Below are 19205 nucleotides of genomic sequence, written 5' to 3'. Positions count from 1 at the left end.
TCGCTAAATCTACCGGCTGGCTGCGCACGGTTGCGGGTCGAGCAATCCGGGCCTATGGTCCATGCGAGGCTTTACCTGCGCAGCGAGGTGACCCCATGCCGAACGACTCCCGCCCGGCCGTGCTCGAACTGATCGGCAATACGCCGCTGGTGCGTGTCAGCCGCTTCGATACCGGCCCGTGCACACTGTTCCTCAAGCTCGAATCGCAAAACCCCGGCGGTTCGATCAAGGATCGCATCGGCCTGGCGATGATCGACGCCGCCGAGCGCGATGGTCGCCTGCGCCCCGGCGGCACCATCGTCGAAGCCACCGCCGGCAACACCGGCCTGGGCCTGGCCCTGGTCGGCCGCGCCAAGGGTTACCGGGTGGTGCTGGTGGTGCCCGACAAGATGTCCACCGAGAAGGTCCTGCACCTCAAGGCCATGGGCGCCGAAGTGCACATCACCCGCTCTGACGTTGGCAAGGGCCATCCCGACTACTACCAGGATGTTGCCGCGCGGCTGGCGCAGGAGATTCCCGACGCCTTCTTCGCCGATCAGTTCAACAACCCGGCCAACCCGTTGGCCCACGAATGCAGCACCGCGCCGGAGATCTGGGCGCAGACCCAGCATGATGTCGATGCCATCGTCGTCGGCGTCGGCTCGGCCGGCACGCTGACCGGGCTGACCCGCTTCTTTCGCCGCCTGCAGCCCAACTTGGTGATGGTGCTGGCCGACCCGGTTGGCTCGGTGGTCGCCGAATACAGCCGTAGCGGCACCCTCGGCACGCCCGGCTCCTGGGCGGTGGAGGGCATCGGCGAAGACTTCATTCCGTCGATTGCCGACCTTTCCAGTGTGCGCCAGGCCTACTCCATCAGCGACGAAGAGAGCTTCGATCATGCCCGTCAACTGCTGCGCGCCGAGGGCATTCTCGGCGGCTCTTCGACCGGCACATTACTGGCGGCGGCGCTGCGCTACTGCCGCGAACAAACCGAGCCGAAGCGGGTGGTCAGCTTTGTCTGCGACACCGGCACCCGCTACCTGTCGAAGGTCTACAACGACCAGTGGATGACCGACCAGGGCCTGCTGGCGCGCAAGCGCTATGGCGACTTGCGCGACCTGATTGCGCGGCGCTTCGAGGACGGCCGGGTGATCAGCGTCGGCCCCGACGATACGCTGCTTACCGCCTTTCAGCGCATGCGCCTGGCCGATGTATCGCAACTGCCGGTGCTGGTCAATGGCCAGGATCTGGTCGGGGTGATCGATGAGTCCGACATTCTGCTCGGCGTGCACCACGACGCTTCGCACTTTCACATGACCGTGGCCAGCGCGATGACCGACAAGCTCAAGCTGGAAACCCTGGCCCCCGGCGCCAGCCTGGCTGAACTGCAGGCCGAGCTCGACCGTGGGCTGGTGGCGATTATTGAAGACGCTGCGGGGTTTCACGGCGTGATTACCCGCGTCGATTTGCTCAATCACTTACGCAGGTCCCTACCATGAGTCAGCACGATGAAAGCGGCGCGCCACGCGCCTTCGCCACCCGGGTGATCCATGCCGGACAGGCGCCGGACCCATCCACCGGGGCACTGATGCCGCCGATCTACGCCAACTCCACCTATTTGCAGCAGAGCCCCGGGGTGCACAAGGGCCTCGACTACGGCCGCTCGCACAACCCCACGCGCTGGGCCCTGGAGCGCTGCGTGGCGGACCTTGAGGGCGGCACCCAGGCCTTCGCCTTCGCCTCCGGGCTGGCGGCGATCGCCAACGTGCTCGAGCTGCTCGACGCCGGCGCGCACATCGTCTCGGGCAATGACCTGTATGGCGGCACCTTCCGCCTGTTCGAACGGGTGCGCCGGCGCAGCGCCGGGCATCGCTTCAGCTTCGTCGACCTGGCTGACCTGGCGGCATTTGAAGCGGCGCTGCAGGCAGACACGCGGATGGTCTGGGTCGAGACCCCGAGCAACCCCTTGCTGCGCCTGACCGACCTCGCCGCGGTCGCGCGCATCTGTCGCGAGCGCGGCATCCTCTGCGTGGCCGACAACACCTTTGCCAGCCCGTGGGTCCAGCGCCCGCTGGAGCTGGGCTTCGATATCGTCCTGCACTCGACCACCAAATACCTCAACGGCCACTCCGACGTGATCGGCGGCATCGCCGTGGTCGGGCAGAACCCGGAACTGGCCGAGCGCCTGGGCTTTTTGCAGAATTCGGTGGGCGCTATCGCCGGGCCGTTCGACGCGTTCCTCACCCTGCGCGGGGTGAAGACCCTGGCCCTGCGCATGGAGCGTCACTGCAGCAATGCCCTGGAGCTGGCGCAATGGCTTGAGCGTCAGCCGCAGGTGGCGCGGGTCTACTATCCGGGCCTGGCCTCGCACCCGCAGCACGAACTGGCGCGGCGGCAGATGCGCGGCTTCGGCGGGATGATTTCCCTTGACCTGAACAGCGACCTGGCTGGCGCCAAACGCTTCCTCGAAGCGGTGCAGATCTTCGCCCTGGCCGAGAGCCTGGGCGGGGTCGAAAGCCTGATCGAACACCCGGCGATCATGACCCACGCCAGCATCCCGGCAGAGAACCGCGCGCAACTGGGCATCGGTGATGCGTTGGTGCGTTTGTCGGTGGGTGTCGAGGATGTCGAGGACCTGCGGGGTGATCTGGCTCAGGCGTTGGCGCGGATTTGAGCGGTGGGGGATAGCTGCTAAGCGGCCTTCAGACGGTGGGAGCGGGCTTGTCCCGCGATAGGGTCATGTCAGCATGACAGACAATTTTCAGAGTCAGAATCGCGGGGCAAGCCCGCTCCCACCTGGACGCCGTACACCGGCAGCTCTGGGTCGGTAACTGCCGTTCGACAGAAGTCGCAATCAGTCCCGAGCAATCTTGTCATTTGCCAACGCTTAGGGCAGGGTCGATACCACTGACATCTCTGCCAAAGGAGTGACCGCATGTCAAAGCTATATCCCAGTATTGATCCTGAGGGGCTGGTCGAGTACTCGGTGGTCTACACCGACCGCTCGCTCAACCACATGTCGCAGCAATTTCAAGGCGTGATGAAGAACATTTCCAGCACCCTGAAACAGGTCTACAACGCCCAGGCTGTTGCGGTAGTGCCGGGCAGCGGCACATTCGGCATGGAAGCGGTAGCGCGACAGTTTGCCACCGACCAGCAATGCCTGGTGATACGCAACGGCTGGTTCAGTTATCGCTGGAGCCAGATCCTTGAGATGGGCAACATCCCGGCGGCCACCACGGTGCTGAAAGCCCGACCGGTCGACACGGGCCGCCAGGCTGCCTACGCACCACCCCCTCTGGACGAAGTGCTGGCAGCCATTCAGGCTTCGAGGCCGCAGATTGTCTTCGCCCCCCACGTTGAAACCTCATCAGGGATTATCCTGCCCGACGACTACCTGCGGGCCGTCGGCGACGCCGTACATGCGGTGGGTGGCCTGTTCGTGCTGGACTGCATCGCCTCAGGCACGATTTGGGTTGATATGCACAAGTGCGCAGTCGATCTGCTGATCAGCGCGCCGCAGAAAGGCTGGAGCGCCTCCCCTTGCTGCGCCCTGGTGATGTTCAGTGCCTTGGCCCTCGAGCGCATCGAGCAGACGCATAGCAGCAGCTTTGCCTGCGACCTGAAAAAGTGGCTTCAGATCATGCAGGCCTACGAACAGGGCGGGCATGCCTACCATGCGACCATGCCCAGCGATTCCCTCGCGCGCTTTAACGACGTGATGAAAGAGATGCAAGCCTACGGTTTCAACAAGGTCCGCGGCGAACAACAGGCGCTGGGCGATCGGGTGCGCGCAATGTTGACCGGCAAAGGCATCAAAAGCGTGGCCGCAGCCGGCTTTCAGGCCCCTGGCGTAGTGGTGAGCTACACCGATGATGCCGACATCAAGAGCGGCAAGAAATTTGCCGACCACGGCCTGCAGATCGCCGCCGGAGTGCCGTTGCAATGCGACGAGCCGGCCGACTTCCAGACCTTCCGCATCGGTCTGTTCGGCCTCGAAAAGCTGCACAATATCGAGCGCACGGTCAGCACCCTCGAGCAGGCACTGGACGAAGTGATGGTGGACTAAGCCCTCATCTTGCCTGCAGCACCTACCGGGCTTGTGAAATCCAGGAAGGTATCCTGTTCTGGGCACTGCCGGCCCTTGGCGCTGTATGACCGGGGTCGACCTATAGCTGCCCTTCACGGAGGGCAGCTGGCGGGTTATAGCGGCGGCTGACAATGACCGCTACCGGCCACAAGCGGACATTAGGTCATTCATCCTGGACTTCGCGTTTTCAACAGGCCATGGGATTCGAATATTCTGGTGTAGATTTCCCTGACTACGGTTTGCTTTCTCATGTTGTATGCCTGGAATGTATCGGCCCCATCCTTCGCTTGAATCTTGGCTTCAGCGTATAGCGTCCGGTCTTGCGGATGCGTGCGGAGCCAATCGCGGAAAAGCACGTGGCGAACATATTCGATGGCCAGCGTTTTCCCCGCCAGCGCGGTGGCGATGTCTGCCCTCAATGCCTGAAACAGCTCCGCCCAGGTGGGGTCGTAGGCTTGCACTTCAATAGGATCGCTTTTCGGCTGGCCCATAACCCATGGGTTTTCGTCCGGATCGCCTGCTTCGAACGTTGTGATCTGATTGGCGTCCCGCCAATACCGGTTCATTTTTTCAATCTTCACAGACGCCCCCCGTAAAGTTGCCTAATGCAATGCTGCGCACAGGGACCGATGGCGTTGCCTTGGGCTCAACCGTGCACCAAGAAGGCCCCTGGCGGAACCCGATATCGCAGCTTCTTGCATTTGCCGGGTGCGGGCTGGTGCCCTGGCGGGCGATCCGGAAACCAGATTCGGCATTTACCCGGAGGCGGTAAATGGCCGCGGGGAACTTCAACCTCATCGTACCCAGACTCTGGCTCGACGGAAGCCGTTTGCAGTTTCCCTTTGGGCCGAGGCCTGTCAACCGTCGGTAAATCCGATACCCGGTCTGCCTTTGCACGAGCGATGTTGCCGGCGTCGTGCCCTTGAGTCTCCACTTCCTGCCTCTTCTGTACTGCGGCCAGGTCCGCTTTGGCGTTGGGTAGGGTGCCCGAAGACCGGGCCTGCTGCGCCGCCTGGATCAATTGGAAGTTGCGGTTGCGTAACTCGACGTTGCGACCAACTCGCATGTTCGAGCGCGCCGCCAAGGTTTCAGCCTGCTGGTACTGCCCTTGCTGAAGACGCAACACACCGAGGTAATGCAGCGTCGCCGGATTGTTCGGCTGGATTTGCAGGGCTCGCTCCAGCGTGGCTGCGGCTTGGTCCGGCTGGCCGTTCTCATACTGCCGCGAGGCGGTTTCGATCAGGGCGGTTGATGCGCTGTTACTTTGCGCTGCCGCACTTCGCTCAGCAGCAACCGAACAAAGCGACGCGACGGCGCTGAACACCAGGATGAGACCCGGCAGAAAACTCTTGGTTGGCATCAGGGGGGCGGACTCGACTGATCTCGGACGGCACTGCCGTAAAACAGACCACAGCGCTGCTCGGTACTTCCGATGCAGGGCCCCAATTGACCTGGCCAGTACCTTGAAGTTCCCGCGGCAGCGGCCAGCGGGTGGGTAGCAATGCCGAGGGGCATCGCTCATTCACCACCACTGGGGCGAAGTTGTTCATTGTGGATTAGCAGTGGGGCGAGGACACTCGTTCAGCGTCCTCGCCACTAAGGCACCCTACAGCGACACCAGCACATCACACTGCGATTCGTTGAGCACATGCTTGGTGACGCTGCCGATCAACAGCTCTTCCAGCGCGCTGTCCCCCTGCTTGCCGATCACGATCAGATCGCAGTCCAGCTCCTGCTCCTTCTCGACGATCCGCCAGGCGGGGTCGCCGTGTACCACGACTTGCCGCGCATCGCTCACCCCGGCGGCTTCGCTCAGGGCCGCGAGCTGTTGCACGGCATCTTTGCGGATGACATTGCGGTAGTGAGTGAGGGTGTCCTGGTCGATGTGAGCGAAGCGCATGCTGCTTTCGAAGGGCGCTTCGTACACATGCAGCAAGATGATCTCGGCCTGCGGGGCAACCGCTTTTACCAGCTCGATGGCGCGCAGCGATGAAGGCGAGAAATCCACCGGAACCAGCACGGTACGGTAGGTGTCGCGAGGTGCCTGCTTGACCACCAGCATCGGGCAGAGCATGCGGTTGAGCATTCGTTGTACGGTCGAGCCCAGCAGCAGACGGCGCGCCACACTCTGGCCCTTCGCCCCACACACCAGCAGGTTGCTGCGTTTGTCCTGTACCACACGGGTGATTTCGCTGACCACCGAGCCGGGCGCGACCTGTACGCCAGGGGCGATGTCATAGCGCTGGAACAGCATGGCTGCCAGTGCGTGCACTTTCTCTCCGGCGGTCTCCAGCACGCGATTCAACAAGTCTTCATCAGGCACCAGCACCTGCTTCAAGCGCTCGTAGGGCGCTGGATTGGCAACGTAGAGCAGGTCCAGCGCTGCCTGTTGCGCCTTGCTCAAGAGTGCAGCGCGCTCTGCCGCGTTGCGGGCAGAAGTGGACAGGTCGGTGGCTACCAGTACGTGGTTCAACGGGCTCATGTGGGGCTCCTTATGCAATGCTGTGCACAGGGATCGATGGCGTTGGCCGGTTTCGATCCATTCCTTGCTTGCCGCCATCGTCTCGCGAACCAGGCCTGGCGGCTTGATTTGGGTCAAAGGAGTGGGGGAGGCGAGGCAGGTGCCTGAAGAGCCCCCTATGTTGATCTCAAGTACCGATAAAGCGTCTGCCGACTGATATCAAAATCACGCGCCAATTTAGATTTACTTTCTCCAGCGCGGGCGCGGTCAATTAAACTTACAACCTGATTGTCAGACAGTTTTTTCTTGCGACCTTTGTATAACCCACGGATCTTTGCGGCAGCAATGCCTGTTGCCTGTTTTTCCCTCGCTGCAGCGCGCTCGAACTCTGCCAGCGCCTCCATTACTGCAATGATGGGCTCCACAACTTCAAGACAGTCATGGCGGAAAATCAGGTCTTCGTTCAAGAACTCCAGGGTTACCTGCTTTTCAATCAGCCGGCGAATGAGGGTACACAGCTGCTCGGTACTGGAGCTGAGCGATGCCATGCTGTCCATTACCACAGTATCCCCGCACTGTATGTAGCGAATTAGCTTTTCAAGGCCTGCGCGATTCGCGGCATCGTCTGCAGTTTCATCGAAAAACACGGCGTCAAATACATCATGGCGGGTTGATTTCTCTACGCTGTCCTCGGGTTCTTGTAGAGAGAGCCGGAAATATTTGATGCGATGCAATCTCATGGTGCCTCCTTGGCAATACTTGTACACCGTCGTTCCAGACTTGTACAAACTGTAACTAAATCAATAAATTCTTACACATGCCTGTAACACTGAGTCCACCCAAAATACACAGTTGCAAAGAATTTGGCTTGTCTTATCATTTTGAAGCTTGGAATGAGTCTAACAAATTTTTCGGCAAGCAGTCGATTTCGTGTTTATTGAATAACGCGCATGCATTCATGCAGTGAATTTGAATGCCTGCTGTTTGATAGCTCAAGCAATTGATTTAACCCGCTTGATGAGGCTGGTAATTATCCGGCGCACGCAGAGGATGCAGTGATGAAGGTCATGGAAAAAACCATCGAAACGGATCACCCGAATACCGATCAGGAAAAGATTGCTACTGTCACCCGGAGCATTACCGAGCACGGAAACTACCTACGCAAGCGCTATCCGATCTTGCAGCATCAGAATGCGCTGGGTGCGAGTGTCATGGTGTTTTCCCTGGCAGGGATGGTCGTCACCGGAGGGCTCTACCTAACGGGCTATATCCCCGCATGGATGTGCATTTTGATCAATGCGCTGCTGACATCGTTCATTCATGAAATCGAACATGACTTGATTCATCGCCTTTATTTCAGAAAACAGCCGCTGGCCCATAATGCCATGATGTTTTTTTGCTGGCTGGCTCGGCCGGGAATGCCCAGCCCCTGGCTAAGGCGCAATCTGCATTTTCATCACCATAAGGAGTCCGGAACTGATACGGATGTCGAGGCATGGATCACGACCAGTGGCAACCCCTGGGGAATACTGCGGTTGTTGAAACTGATGGATGGGTTTGTATTTGGTTTTCTAAACGCGGTTTTTGCGCCGGGATGGCGGCAAAAGGTAAGATTGTTAGGCAAGATCATTCGGCTCAATACACCGTTCGGGCTTTTGTATTGGGGGTGCTGGTATGTGTTCCTCGGCTACCATCTGTATGTGGGCTTTGGGTCAATCATCGGGGCGGAGGTCCACAGTAGTGCTGCGACATTGGCGTTAATGGATGTCGTCAATAGCGCAGTGGTTATACTTGTCGCTCCAAACATGATACGGCAGTTCTGCCTGTTTTTTATAAGTTCCAATATGCACTATTACGGCGATGTTGCCCCGCGTAATGCGTTGCAGCAAACCCAGGTAATGAACGCTTGGTGGTTGTGGCCGTTTCAGCTGTTTTGTTTCAACTTCGGTAGCACTCACAGTATTCACCACTTCGTTGTGAGAGACCCGTTCTATCTTCGTCAGATGACCGCACCTTATGCGCATAAGGTCATGGCGGAGGCCGGTGTCAGGTTCAATGACTTCGGTACCTATAAACGAGCGAACCGTTTTTCCATGGGGCACTCTCAAACTCGCTCGCGGGGGTGAATTCCCCGATAACCATGATCTGTTGATAGGTGGAGCCCGGTCTGCCAGGCGGCGGGATCTTTCTTGTCGCCTGGCAGACTTGCTAACGGTCAAGTTAGGCAAGTAGCAAGGGCTGCACTGCAAATACGAGGAGTCTTAGGTATGAAAGCGCAAGGGATGTGTGCGAAGCCGTTCGAAGCGGTCAAGCAGGCCTTCGAGGACATGTTTGACGATCCGCAGGAGCGTGGCGCCGGGCTCTGCGTGCAGGTAGGCGGAGAGATGGTTGTCGACCTGTGGGCCGGTATGGCGGATCAAGAGGGCACCAGGCCTTGGACGCGGGATACGCTGGCCAACACTTTTTGCGTTGTAAAACCCTATGTCGCGGTGGCCGTTCTGATGTTGGTCGAGGAGGGCAAGCTGGAGCTGGACGCGCCGGTGGCCCGTTACTGGCCTGAGTTCGCCCAGAACGGCAAAGCCAAGGTCACCTTGCGTCAGGTGATGAACCACACCGCGGGCCTGCCGGCGCTGCGAGCACCCGACCATAACGCCATGATGTATGACTGGGAGCATATGCTGCGGGTACTGGAAGCCGAGCCGCTCTGGTGGGAGCCGGGAACAGACCTGGGGTACGGCACCACTACCTTTGGCTGGATTCTCGGTGAGTTGATTCGTCGGGTGGATGGACGAGACCCCTGTGCCTTTATCCACGAAAAGATTCTGGACCCCCATGACCTCGACGTTCACCTCGGTGTGGACGAAAAACACTTTCATCGTATCGCGCGTTTCGACAGTGCCACCGGGCGAGTCGGTGATCCTTACTCGCAAGCGCTGCGCACAGTGCTAAAAAGCGAGCCAGCGCATATCGCGACATTCGCCTTCACCAACCCCGGAATGGTGCCCAGACGAACCAGCGACCCTCGCTGGTGGGCCTATCGGCAACCGGCTGTGTGTGGACATGGCACGGCTCACGGCCTGGCCGGTTTCTATAGTGCATTGCTGGCGGGAAACTTTATCGGTCGCGAACTGCTCAGTGAGTTCACTCGAGAGCACAGTCATGGCATGGACCGGGTATGGATGCGGCCAATGCGTTATGGATTAGGCTGCATGCTGGAACAGCAAGTCGACCCGACGGCTTCCCACGCAATGGGCCCAGACACCTTTGGGCATATCGGCCTTGGCGGTCCGATAAGTTTCGCCGATCCGGAAAGGCACGTGAGCTTTGGTTTTGTCACCACGACCTCGGGCAGCCATACGATGATTGACCCCCGTCCTGGCCTGCTGTCATCGCTTGTCTATGCGGCGCTTTGAGCGAGTAATCCTTCATGCAGGGTGGGTGCATGAGCGGGCCGCATCGGCGGCCCAGGACAATCGCAGGCGATCACTCACCGGCGCGGACGAAGGCGCCCCGCGCACAATTTGCAGCAATGGTGGGAGAGTAACGTGGTGGGTGGGTAGAGCAAGGGATATGGACTTGGAGGGTTACGATGGAGTTGGCCATCAACTTGAAGCGGGGGTGTATCAAGCTTCCGTGGGGGCTGGCTTGTCCTGTGATTGCAATCGATCTTGTGCCGGTGCGTTGTGGGGCAAATCGTCGGCGTTGAGGAGGTGAGTACCAGGAGCTGATCTTGGGCGAAAGCGGATGCATTCGGATGGCTGCTTTCGACCCAAAGCTGCCGGTGTATGGCGTCCAGGTGGGAGCGGGCTTGCCCCGCGATTCTGACTCTGAAAATTGACTGTCATGCTGCCATGAGCCTATCGCGAGACAAGCCCGCTCCCACCGTCTGAAGGCCGCTTCTGGCCGATTGCAGCCTATTGAGACAGGCTAAACCCAATTTTATGGTTTGCGGACGATCACGCCACTACGAAGCAGACATACCAAGCCTGCGACAGCGAGAGTGTCGCGAGATCAAGCGCAAGGGCCCGCTATTTGATCTGCACGATGACCGGACCTTCCGTTACGATCGGCGGTTCCGCGTGAATATTTAGCGCATTTTTCTGAATCCAGTCACGTGCGACTTTCAAGCTCGCATCGCTGCCGACTTTGTCCGTGCAGACAGTCACCGACGTACCGCCATCACCCGTATTCAGAAGCGTGTAGCTGACCAGCCCTGGCACTGTCCGCAGGGTAGCTTCGACGTCGGCTTTGCGCTCTTCCAAAAGCTCGAAAAGCTGCTTCGCTCCAGCACCTAGGTAGGTTCTGATAACCGCATACATGTTCGTCTCCTTTGGGGCGCCGCCTCGATGCTAATCTCCAGGTCCACTGATGGCCGCTTTCAGCCAAGTTTCAATTCGCCCCGGTTTATTAAGCTTAGCCACACGCCAACGACAAACGAAACGCAACGACCACCGGCTGCTTCTGGCCGGTTGCTGCCGGTGTATGGCGTCCAGGTGGGAGCGGGCTTGCCCCGCGATTCTGACTCTGAAAATTGTCTGTCATGCTGCCATGACCCTATCGCGGGACAAGCCCGCTCCCACCGTCTGAAGGCCGCTTCTGGACGGTTGCTGTCCCTCACGGTAGCTATCGGCCATTCGGAGAGGGCACTGAATCAATAGAGTGGGGGGCGAGGCGGGTACCGAGGCTTACGGCACTGGATGAGCGGGCCGCATCGGCGGCCCAGGACAACCGCTGGCGATCACTCCACCGCCGATTGCCCTGCTTGCAGCGAGCGCCGCAACAACGCTGCGGTTACCGAGCGCGCTTCAACCTCATCCAGCAACGCCTCGACCAGGGCGAGGCTCATCTCCAGCGATTGCTCGGTGGCCCAGAGCAATCCGCGCACCTCGGCATCGACCAATTCACACGCGTGGGCGTTAGTCTGGTAGGCGCTTTTGAGCAGGATGGAGGTGTGGATCAGGGCGTCTTCGGACGAGACACCGGCGCGGACGGCGAACAGCGGATCGTGGCTGCCGTTGCAGGAGCCGAAGGTGGTGCTGGTTTGGGTGGTGAGAGGTGGATCGGGAACGGGTTTGGTCATGGTGGTGCTCCTTCGTAGAAAGGATCCGCCACCGACTGCCGCCAAGCAGGGAAGGGTGACGGACTACGCAAGGTTGGCGGACCGGTACGAAGGAACCCGGCACTTCCGAAGAAGTCCATGCGCAGCCCGCCATAAAGCATCATCGCGGGCACAAAAAAAGCGCCTGCGAGGGTGATTGTGGGGCGCTTTGCGCCTTCGTTTCGGACCGCCAAGCCCGAGTCGCTGAATTTGCAGCGACTGGGGGAGGGTAACGGGGTTGGGGTGGGGATACAAGGGGGATTCTGAATGGGGGGCATTTGACCCAATACAATTCCTGCAGTTCGCCGCCGGCAGCTGTGGGGCGTTAGCGACTAGTCGTAACCGGCTGCTTTCGGCCAAATGCGGACATCCGTGAACGGAGCGAAACCAAGCAGCAGGCGGGATAGACTGAGGCAGAGGTCCAATTCAGCAAAACCCGCCCCGCCCCAAAGCACTAGGGATGCTCCTGCTTATGAAGCCTTGTTTGATGGGTGCTGCTAAAAATCCCTTTGCCGGGAATTTTCGGTAAGAGGTTTAGCGTTCCGTCGCCCATATAGTCATACAACTTTTTTAGGAGCAAAAAGTCGGCTCTTTTTGTAAAGTTGTTCAAGCTCTCTAATGGTATAAAACCGTAAAGCGCTGCTTCGATATTGTTTTTAGCGCCTCTGGCTGTGATGCCGATTACTTCCATTGAGTCGTTAAACATAGGACCTCCACTGTTTCCCTCCATTAGCGTGAAATCTACCAGCCAAAGGTCTAGGTCAACCTGTCGACGCCGTTGGGTAGTATTACCTTTCGCGATGTAGTGTGCTGTACCGTCTCGATGTTTAGGAAAGCCGATAGACAGAACCGGATCGGTGGGGCGAATAATAGTCTTGTCGCATTTTTGCAGGGCAGGTATGTTTTTAAAATCCTCATTGGGATGAAAAATAGCCAAGTCTGCTTTCTTGTCCGAAAGGATAAGCTCTGCGGAATATTCTTTCGGGTCACCGGCACGGTGGAATGAAATGGAGTGGCGGGCGATGGTTTTGGATATCCCGGTCACAACGTGTTCGTTGGTCACTATGCCGACCCCCTCCAGAAGGAAGGCTGTTCCTTGGCTTTCGTCAATGATATTGTTTACGACAAAAATTGAGTTTCCTAAAATTTCTTCTGGTGATTTTTTGAACTCAGTATTTTCCTTACCTATTGCTACTGTAAACTCGTACGCCAATCGACGATATATCTTGTCACCTCGTCCCCGAACCATCTGGATGTAGTTCAGTCGTCCTTTGACCACCTTGATATAAAAATCGCCAACATTGTCCTTTGTCCGCATAATTTGTCGAGGCTGCAGTGACTTATTCTCGCCATTGAGGATCTCCAGATATCTGGCTTCTGCCAGCTCAGGCCCGTAGCGCTTGAGGGCGTTGATCATTGAGCTCGTTAAACGGATGAACTCTCTCGTGACGTTCGGAATATCGTTAACGACAAGCCCGGTTACCATTTGTCGCTGCGTGCGGTGCTGAAGACGCGTTTTTTCAGGATTTATGATGAATCCATTGGATTTGATGATTTCTTCCAGCTCGCGCCCAGGTATTGCTCTGCCGTCCTCGGAAATCTCGACAATATCCTTAGGCAGATGTTTTGCGGTGCTGGTAAACGAAAATGTGATGTCGTCAGCATACCTGGTGAAGTGACATTTGCCTGACTTTGCTAACGCCTGCAGTTGTGAGTCAAGCTTGCGGCATATCATGTTAGATATCAGCGGTGACGTAGGGGCGCCCTGAGCTAATTTCCCATCGCTGCAACAGATTTGTGCCATGACCGTCGCAACATTATGGGGTGCATTAAATGGATGAGCCATGAATAGGTTTCTGACTCGTCCGAAGTGAATGCTTTCAAAAAAATCTTTCAGATCAATATTGAATACATATCTCTTTCTGGCGTGGATCTGAGCATTTGTCTTAACGTTCCTGCCCTTGACGAAGCCATGACTGGAAGATTTTGGAGAATAAAATTTTTCCAGATGAGGCAATAGTGCATGCTGAATTGTTTTCATCACCCGTTTTGGGGCTTTGATGGTGCGATGGGTTTTGTTTTTCTTTAAAATAGAAAAGCTTACGTAATGGCTGCCTTTCTTTTTGTAAAGAAAGCTCAGTAGTTTGTTTTGATCAACCTTAAGTAACTGGCAAAATCCATCAAGGCTACTAAAGCCGGGGCCAAACAAATTCTTGAAAATTTCGTCGATATCCATTCGTAGTACCGGGTCTCGGGGCTATTTTCTCTTCTACCAGCGCCATCGATAACGTCAACGTATAGCGCGAACAGGCAAAGCTACCCTTGCAGTGGCCACCGCATATAGTCAGTGGAAAGTTAAATCGTGCCCCGAGCCCGATGGTAAATTGATATCACGGCACGCATTGCTGGTCAACGTGTACTGGGAGAATCATCAGGCCGGTGTCAGACAATCATGCTCAAAAGCGACATTTTTTGGCCGATTGTTGCCTTTCGCCGCCGGCAGAAATGGGTCGATAGCAGCCGTTCGCGAGTGACCGCTATCGACCCAAAGTGGACAGTCGCGACTGGTGGCTCTTAGCTGCGAGCTGCCGTCCTTGCGTTCACGCTCATGACCCCGATGCTGAGCTGGTTGGTCACCGTACGGACTAAAGGCGAACCTCTCTGCCTGACTTGTGATGCACCGTCGCAGGTTAGTTGAAGGGCCAGATAGGACTATCCCACTGCCTGCTTCTGCGAGCCTGCTACGGCAAAATGACCGAAGGGCTAAGCCTTAGGATGCCAAGACAGGCCTCGGGACAGTCCGCCACGTGCTTGGCCAGTCAGTGGGATGCATGCAGCCCCAATAGCGCGCCCTAACTGAAAAAGGCAGAAGCAAGGTAATCAAAAGTCTAGTCTATCGACCATCGCGGATTGTCGGTAGGAAGGTAGATACACCGATCCATAGAACTCAAAATGCTCAATGCCGAACGGAAGTAACTCATTTACAAAATGGTCTTTGATCCCCTTCATGTTCTCAATCCAATCCTCGACCTCTTGGTCCGTGTAGAGACTTTCCACATCGACAGTCCTAGCCTTCAAAACGGCCTCCCTCAAAGCCCAAAGCCTCTCTATAGGGTCAGGATGCGTTCTAGAGGGGTTAAATGGCGGGTTGATATAATTTGATATTGCATAAAATATATCAATGTACAGAAAGAATAGCACCGCACCATTCAGTACGTCAGCACACTCTTCATCATCATAATCCGCATGCAGAATTGATCCTGCATCGGCTTCAAATTCCTGATGATGTCTTGGTGTAAAATATTTTTCTGCACGACCAAGGCCATCACTAATCATCAGCAACTCGGAATGTGAGATAAGGTTTGCGTCCTTACCAAAGTGACCAAGTAATGCGTGCGCATACTCATGGCCGATAACAAAATCTAGCTGGTCGCTCACAATCTTGGTGCAGTACTGCTTTACGCTATCAGGCAGATCCCCCCTGGGGTCGAGGTCAAAATCTTGGGTTTCGGTGAGCAGCATTGTTCGACAAGCGATAAATAGGCACGCGCTTGTATCCTCGGGAGCCAGGTCTTCCATCACACCCTTGAAATAAGCATTCATGTAAAACAGAAAATGCTTTAGCGCCTCAGAAACAACAACGATCTTGCCATGCTCGTTGCTAATGCATACACCATGAGGCTCTCTGGACAAAGCGTACCCAGCCGCTATGTCTTGACAGATCTCCGCCATATCATCAGGTAGTCTGCTGATATAATGATCAAAGTCGTATGATTCGTAATATGAAGAGAGCGACCAATTTTGAATATTTTCCTCTCTCCGGCGCAAAAATACTCTGGTGAGCCTGGGGCAACTAGCGACGCTTCTGGCTCGCAAGGCCAGAAGATAATCCTCAGCGTTCGCGACGCGTTCAATTCTCTGTATCTCTTCACGCGTACAAATAGGATAGTAAAATAAACTACTTCTCTTTAACCCCTTAATTTCTGATACTGGAAAGACGACTGTTGTGTGCAGAATAAAATCTTCCCCAATATAAAGCTGCTTTGCTAGTCGTTCTCGCTCATCATGATTCTGAAGGCGGGCTTCATAGCCGTCTTTTATTGAGGAATATTTTTCCGAATCGTTATCTTTGTATATTACTTCGAAGTGAATAAAATCTACGCTCTGATCGATCCCAAACACGTCTTTTATGACGGCATCGATTTCATTTCCGAATTTCAATTTGTAAGCGCTCCTCTGCTTGCTTGGCGTATATTTCCTTGCCTTAGACTCGCTGATCAAAATCGGGCTGCCGCCCTATAAGATGCCAGAATACGTGCTGATAAAGTTGGGTGCCATATAAAAGTACTATGGCATTACCACCAATGCCTATACCAAGGCCCTCTCCGAGCAGTTCCTTTTTTAGCTGGATGAGGTCGTTGAAGCCCTCGTACTCGCGGCGGCCAGAACACTGCCTGTTTCGAGGGTTTCAGTGGCTGCTGCCAAGCACCTAGGCTATTCTTTGGGATAGATTAGGAAGCTTGGACGAGAAGGAAATTGATTACAATATCCGAGATATCGGCCTCTGAGGATTTGCTGAACACCTGTCTACGTGAGCGTTATGATCAGGGAAGCAACCCTAGGACCCAGACCTTTGTGGTTCTCCGAGACTGTGTGGAGATAGGATTGCTCATCTATGAAAATTGGGGACCGCCAGAGGGCTTCATTTACGAGATTTTCGTGCTTAGAGAAGACAGGAGAGATGGGGTCGGAGCTTGGGTGCTTGGGGAGGCTGAGCGTCTTGCAATTGACCTTGGCTGCACAAGCATCAAACTGGCGGCTAAGTCCTTGGATCGAGACCAGTATACCGACGAAACCCTGATTAGATGGTATGAGCGAAAAGGGTATGTTCGGTGCGATCCGGGAGGTTCAAATTTACGGAAAAGACTTTGTACCCTTTTTGATGGTGCTGCTGAAGGCTAGGCAATTCTCAGCAGATGTAAGATTAAGCTGGCTGAAGCCGCTTCGCGGAAGGTCACCAGTGGCGCGCCGCCATCACGTGAATGGCCTCCTCGGAAGAGTTCCAGCGGAGGCGGCCGTCTAGAGACGGCCTTGGGGCCTGAAACTGGCAGATACACCTGAATGCGAACGATCCTGCCTCAGGCATTTCTTGCAGCCCGCCGCGTTCCAAGGGGCGTTGGTTCTATGCGTCGCTTTGCTGCTGAAATACTCCCGCACCCAAGACTTCTTCGCATCCACTTCGCTATGCTACACCGACTGACTTGCCCGCTGGATTCTGGTTTTTTTTAGGAGTGGTAGTTGAAATATTTCTATCTTTTTTGCCATGTGGCACTACCGGTAATTGTGCCTATAATTATATTCCTGCTGATGCAGCAAGGTTCTATACCCAAACGATTGAATAATCTGTTTTCTCTGGATTCCCGAGAAAGCCTTATTAAACAGCGATTATTTTGGCTATGCCTAATCGTCCCTGCCACATTGTTTTTCTCGTTTGGGGTTGTCACTTGGAGTGGATATAAAATTGACTTGACGCAAAGTGGCATCTCAACCTTTTGGAATATTAGCACTTTCCCGCTAGCACTACTTTCCGCTGCAATTCCGCTGGGCGTCGTTGTGGCGAGCTTCCATTCAACACAGCAAACAGCGGAGCAAATACGAGAAGCACACGTAAAAAATAAATTAGACACCTACTACCTCCATCGAACAGAATTCTTTAAACATTTTGAACGGCATGGGGAAGTTAATTACCTCGGCGTACTAAGTGGCGAATTCATGCCGCACCCATTGCTTTATAATAATTGCTCCCCCGGAGACCCCCGCGATGGGATTCCAAAGCGAAACGAAAAATATTTCACCGAAATTGATTCAAGCTTCCAATCTGCGGCAACATTTCTTAATGCGTTATTTCTCGATGAATATTCAGAGAAGGTATTCAATATCTATCTATGTAACGCCTGCGTCGCGGTACATAATATTTCGAGACTACTAGGTTTGCCCGAGATTTATCGCGACATGGCAGGTAAAAGCTTGCTTGTGCAACCTCCTTACAAATCCGGTCAAGAGGTTACTCAGTATTTGACTGTAGGCACCACGGCGGCTGAGATAGTGGCGGCGTTCAGATACGCTAGAGACTTTTATGTGAATCTCGGCGCTTTTTATGGCCATGAGATTCCGGAACTAGCACCACACCTGAGCTATCTGGGGAGCGGAGGGAAAGTTTTTACTCTCCCGGGATGGTCAAATGTAGCAAAGTTTAAAGATGACTTATTATCCAACTACGTTGAGTTGCACGGATTCAAGGTCACGAAGCCTTCAGAAATCATACCAGCGGAGCAGGGCTTGAATTCAAGGTAGTTATGCACAACGCTTATTGACCGAACTAGGATTTGAAACGGCGTTCACTTCTGTGGGCGTCGAAGGCGGAGAGATCTGAAATTTAGCAGGTCATAGGTTATGAGGTGGCGCATTTCGATACTAAAAAGTTCAGAAGTTCCGATGCTACATCCGTAACTTCAAACCCCGAACGTGCAATTCAGTGCATCATTCAATCCGCTCCTTTAATTTTCCTTCAATGAATCCTGTACGCACTCGTCAACATCGTCTATATTTAACAATCACTACGCAGTCTCCGGAATATTCTGCCCGTAGAACTCCATTAATGCGTATTTAGTATTATTCATATTCGGCATACGAGCCCCTTACCTGATCCTAGCCAAGCGACAAAATAGCCACCACAAAATAGTATATGGCTAAATGTTATAACTTCATGACGAAACTACCTTCGTCCAAGTATAATTCAAGTTAGCCATACAACCCCTGCTCCCACTTAGTGGATTTCTACCCTCAACAAGGATGTCATTGTGAAAACCAAAGAGTCCAACAGCCTGCCATTCATCGAGCGCCCCGACCTATCCCCTTTTTTAATCCATCTTACTAAAAATACTAAAGCTGACGATGGATGTTCTGCTTTCGACAATTTGGTACGCATATTAAAGACCGGGAAAATATGGGGCAGCACCAAAGAAAAGGGGTTTATTAAGGGGCCCAACAAGGCAGCATGCTTCATGGATGTACCATTTTCAGCATTAAAATACATACTAAATTCAAGCAATACGAAGTCTGATAGTCCGCGCTATGAGCCCTACGGCATCATAGTATCCAAGACATTTGCACATAGAAACGGGTGCAGACCCGTCATGTACCTTTCAAATGAAGAGCTTCGTAAAATCAACATTCCCAATGAAGAGCTCTGGAGAGTTGTGCGTCTAGAAGGTGTTGATGGGGAAGGGATAAATTGGGTACATGAAAGGGAGTGGAGAAGAAAAGGACATTTCTCCTTACCAACGGACCCCCACACAGTATTAGTAAAAAATATCAACAATGCGAAAAAGTTGCGAAAGTTACTTCGCGGCGAACGTGAAGAGTTTAAGTCGCTCCCTTCATCAATCATGCCACTCACGATACTGTGCCAAGGTTTACCATACAAGGAGGAATAGTTGTTTCCTAAAGCGCAAGCAGAACCATCGAAGCGAGTATCTCAATTGCAACCCTGCGACACTAAGATTAAGAGTCATTGA

The 19205-nt window shown here is 54.8% G+C and carries 16 protein-coding genes and 1 pseudogene; 9 read left to right on the top strand and 8 right to left on the bottom strand.

Annotated elements, in window-relative coordinates; translation table 11 throughout:
- The first annotated feature begins 95 nt into the window (after nucleotides 1-95).
- From LOY45_RS16535 to LOY45_RS16525, 3 genes are all read left to right on the top strand, one after another.
- On the top strand, nucleotides 96-1478 hold the full coding sequence (locus LOY45_RS16535) for a cystathionine beta-synthase (RefSeq protein ID WP_258578032.1): 1383 nt from the start codon (nucleotides 96-98) through the stop codon (nucleotides 1476-1478).
- A complete protein-coding gene (locus LOY45_RS16530) occupies nucleotides 1475-2653 on the top strand; it encodes a trans-sulfuration enzyme family protein (protein ID WP_115087571.1) in 1179 nt (392 codons plus the stop codon). The genes LOY45_RS16535 and LOY45_RS16530 overlap by 4 nt, the downstream gene beginning before the upstream one ends.
- Nucleotides 2654-2914: 261 nt before the next feature.
- Entirely contained in the window at nucleotides 2915-4048 is a 1134-nt protein-coding gene (locus LOY45_RS16525) for an aminotransferase class V-fold PLP-dependent enzyme (protein ID WP_258578031.1), read from the top strand.
- Between the two features lie 188 nt (nucleotides 4049-4236).
- Here the strand turns inward: LOY45_RS16525 and LOY45_RS16520 are convergent, their stop codons facing one another.
- On the bottom strand, nucleotides 4237-4650 hold the full coding sequence (locus LOY45_RS16520) for a GrpB family protein (RefSeq protein WP_208644386.1): 414 nt from the start codon (nucleotides 4648-4650) through the stop codon (nucleotides 4237-4239).
- A 65-nt stretch (nucleotides 4651-4715) separates the two neighbouring features.
- Nucleotides 4716-5429, bottom strand: a complete 714-nt coding sequence (locus tag LOY45_RS16515; protein WP_258578030.1) for a tetratricopeptide repeat protein — start codon at nucleotides 5427-5429, stop codon at nucleotides 4716-4718.
- 131 nt (nucleotides 5430-5560) lie between these two features.
- Between LOY45_RS16515 and LOY45_RS27105 the strand changes: the two are divergent.
- Nucleotides 5561-5629 (top strand): annotated as a pseudogene (locus LOY45_RS27105) (DHCW motif cupin fold protein); the annotation flags it as partial.
- A gap of 46 nt (nucleotides 5630-5675) precedes the next feature.
- On the opposite strand, the gene LOY45_RS16510 reads toward LOY45_RS27105, so the two are convergent.
- Together LOY45_RS16510 and LOY45_RS16505 are read right to left on the bottom strand one after the other, a co-directional pair.
- Nucleotides 5676-6551, bottom strand: a complete 876-nt coding sequence (locus LOY45_RS16510; RefSeq protein ID WP_134062897.1) for a universal stress protein — start codon at nucleotides 6549-6551, stop codon at nucleotides 5676-5678.
- Between the two features lie 155 nt (nucleotides 6552-6706).
- Entirely contained in the window at nucleotides 6707-7270 is a 564-nt protein-coding gene (locus tag LOY45_RS16505; protein WP_233673736.1) for a recombinase family protein, read from the bottom strand.
- Between the two features lie 318 nt (nucleotides 7271-7588).
- On the opposite strand from LOY45_RS16505, the gene LOY45_RS16500 reads away from it, so the two are divergent.
- On the top strand, nucleotides 7589-8656 hold the full coding sequence (locus LOY45_RS16500; protein WP_258578029.1) for a fatty acid desaturase: 1068 nt from the start codon (nucleotides 7589-7591) through the stop codon (nucleotides 8654-8656).
- 141 nt (nucleotides 8657-8797) lie between these two features.
- Complete coding sequence (locus LOY45_RS16495) at nucleotides 8798-9943, top strand: serine hydrolase domain-containing protein (RefSeq protein WP_134062893.1); 1146 nt, start codon at nucleotides 8798-8800, stop codon at nucleotides 9941-9943.
- A 615-nt stretch (nucleotides 9944-10558) separates the two neighbouring features.
- On the opposite strand, the gene LOY45_RS16490 is transcribed toward LOY45_RS16495, so the two are convergent.
- The 4 genes from LOY45_RS16490 to LOY45_RS16475 all read right to left on the bottom strand — a co-directional run bounded on the left by LOY45_RS16490 (nucleotide 10559) and on the right by LOY45_RS16475 (nucleotide 15849).
- Nucleotides 10559-10849 (bottom strand): hypothetical protein, encoded by a 291-nt coding sequence (locus LOY45_RS16490; RefSeq protein WP_233673733.1) that lies wholly within the window; start codon nucleotides 10847-10849, stop codon nucleotides 10559-10561.
- Between the two features lie 419 nt (nucleotides 10850-11268).
- The gene (locus tag LOY45_RS16485) at nucleotides 11269-11610 is read right to left on the bottom strand and encodes a DUF3077 domain-containing protein (RefSeq protein ID WP_258578028.1); all 342 of its coding nucleotides are present in this window, start codon (nucleotides 11608-11610) and stop codon (nucleotides 11269-11271) included.
- Between the two features lie 472 nt (nucleotides 11611-12082).
- Nucleotides 12083-13864, bottom strand: coding sequence for a reverse transcriptase domain-containing protein (locus tag LOY45_RS16480; protein ID WP_258578027.1), 1782 nt, complete (start codon nucleotides 13862-13864; stop codon nucleotides 12083-12085).
- Between the two features lie 644 nt (nucleotides 13865-14508).
- Nucleotides 14509-15849, bottom strand: a complete 1341-nt coding sequence (locus LOY45_RS16475) for a M48 family metalloprotease (RefSeq protein ID WP_258578026.1) — start codon at nucleotides 15847-15849, stop codon at nucleotides 14509-14511.
- Between the two features lie 315 nt (nucleotides 15850-16164).
- Here LOY45_RS16475 and LOY45_RS16470 point away from each other — a divergent pair, with 315 nt between their 5' ends.
- From LOY45_RS16470 to LOY45_RS16460, 3 genes are all read left to right on the top strand, one after another.
- A complete protein-coding gene (locus LOY45_RS16470; protein ID WP_338106139.1) occupies nucleotides 16165-16590 on the top strand; it encodes a GNAT family N-acetyltransferase in 426 nt (141 codons plus the stop codon).
- A 336-nt stretch (nucleotides 16591-16926) separates the two neighbouring features.
- Entirely contained in the window at nucleotides 16927-17982 is a 1056-nt protein-coding gene (locus tag LOY45_RS16465; RefSeq protein WP_258578025.1) for a hypothetical protein, read from the top strand.
- 506 nt (nucleotides 17983-18488) lie between these two features.
- Nucleotides 18489-19124: a hypothetical protein gene (locus LOY45_RS16460; protein ID WP_258578024.1), complete on the top strand. Its 636-nt coding sequence runs from the start codon at nucleotides 18489-18491 to the stop codon at nucleotides 19122-19124.
- Nucleotides 19125-19205: the final 81 nt, after the last annotated feature.

This window comes from Pseudomonas wadenswilerensis (genome assembly GCF_024749185.1).
Classification (GTDB): Bacteria; Pseudomonadota; Gammaproteobacteria; order Pseudomonadales; family Pseudomonadaceae; genus Aquipseudomonas; species Aquipseudomonas wadenswilerensis.
This window is presented reverse-complemented; position numbering and strand designations above follow the sequence as displayed.

Bases quoted from the DNA above. Each gene is read 5' to 3' on its own strand.
- LOY45_RS16480 (WP_258578027.1), bottom strand. From the start codon at position 13,864: ATGGATATCGACGAAATTTTCAAGAATTTGTTTGGCCCCGGCTTTAGT.
- LOY45_RS16490 (WP_233673733.1), bottom strand. From the start codon at position 10,849: ATGTATGCGGTTATCAGAACCTACCTAGGTGCTGGAGCGAAGCAGCTT.
- LOY45_RS16500 (WP_258578029.1), top strand. From the start codon at position 7,589: ATGAAGGTCATGGAAAAAACCATCGAAACGGATCACCCGAATACCGAT.
- LOY45_RS16505 (WP_233673736.1), bottom strand. From the start codon at position 7,270: ATGAGATTGCATCGCATCAAATATTTCCGGCTCTCTCTACAAGAACCC.
- LOY45_RS16530 (WP_115087571.1), top strand. From the start codon at position 1,475: ATGAGTCAGCACGATGAAAGCGGCGCGCCACGCGCCTTCGCCACCCGG.
- LOY45_RS16485 (WP_258578028.1), bottom strand. From the start codon at position 11,610: ATGACCAAACCCGTTCCCGATCCACCTCTCACCACCCAAACCAGCACC.
- LOY45_RS16515 (WP_258578030.1), bottom strand. From the start codon at position 5,429: ATGCCAACCAAGAGTTTTCTGCCGGGTCTCATCCTGGTGTTCAGCGCC.
- LOY45_RS16525 (WP_258578031.1), top strand. From the start codon at position 2,915: ATGTCAAAGCTATATCCCAGTATTGATCCTGAGGGGCTGGTCGAGTAC.
- LOY45_RS16495 (WP_134062893.1), top strand. From the start codon at position 8,798: ATGAAAGCGCAAGGGATGTGTGCGAAGCCGTTCGAAGCGGTCAAGCAG.
- LOY45_RS16510 (WP_134062897.1), bottom strand. From the start codon at position 6,551: ATGAGCCCGTTGAACCACGTACTGGTAGCCACCGACCTGTCCACTTCT.
- LOY45_RS16535 (WP_258578032.1), top strand. From the start codon at position 96: ATGCCGAACGACTCCCGCCCGGCCGTGCTCGAACTGATCGGCAATACG.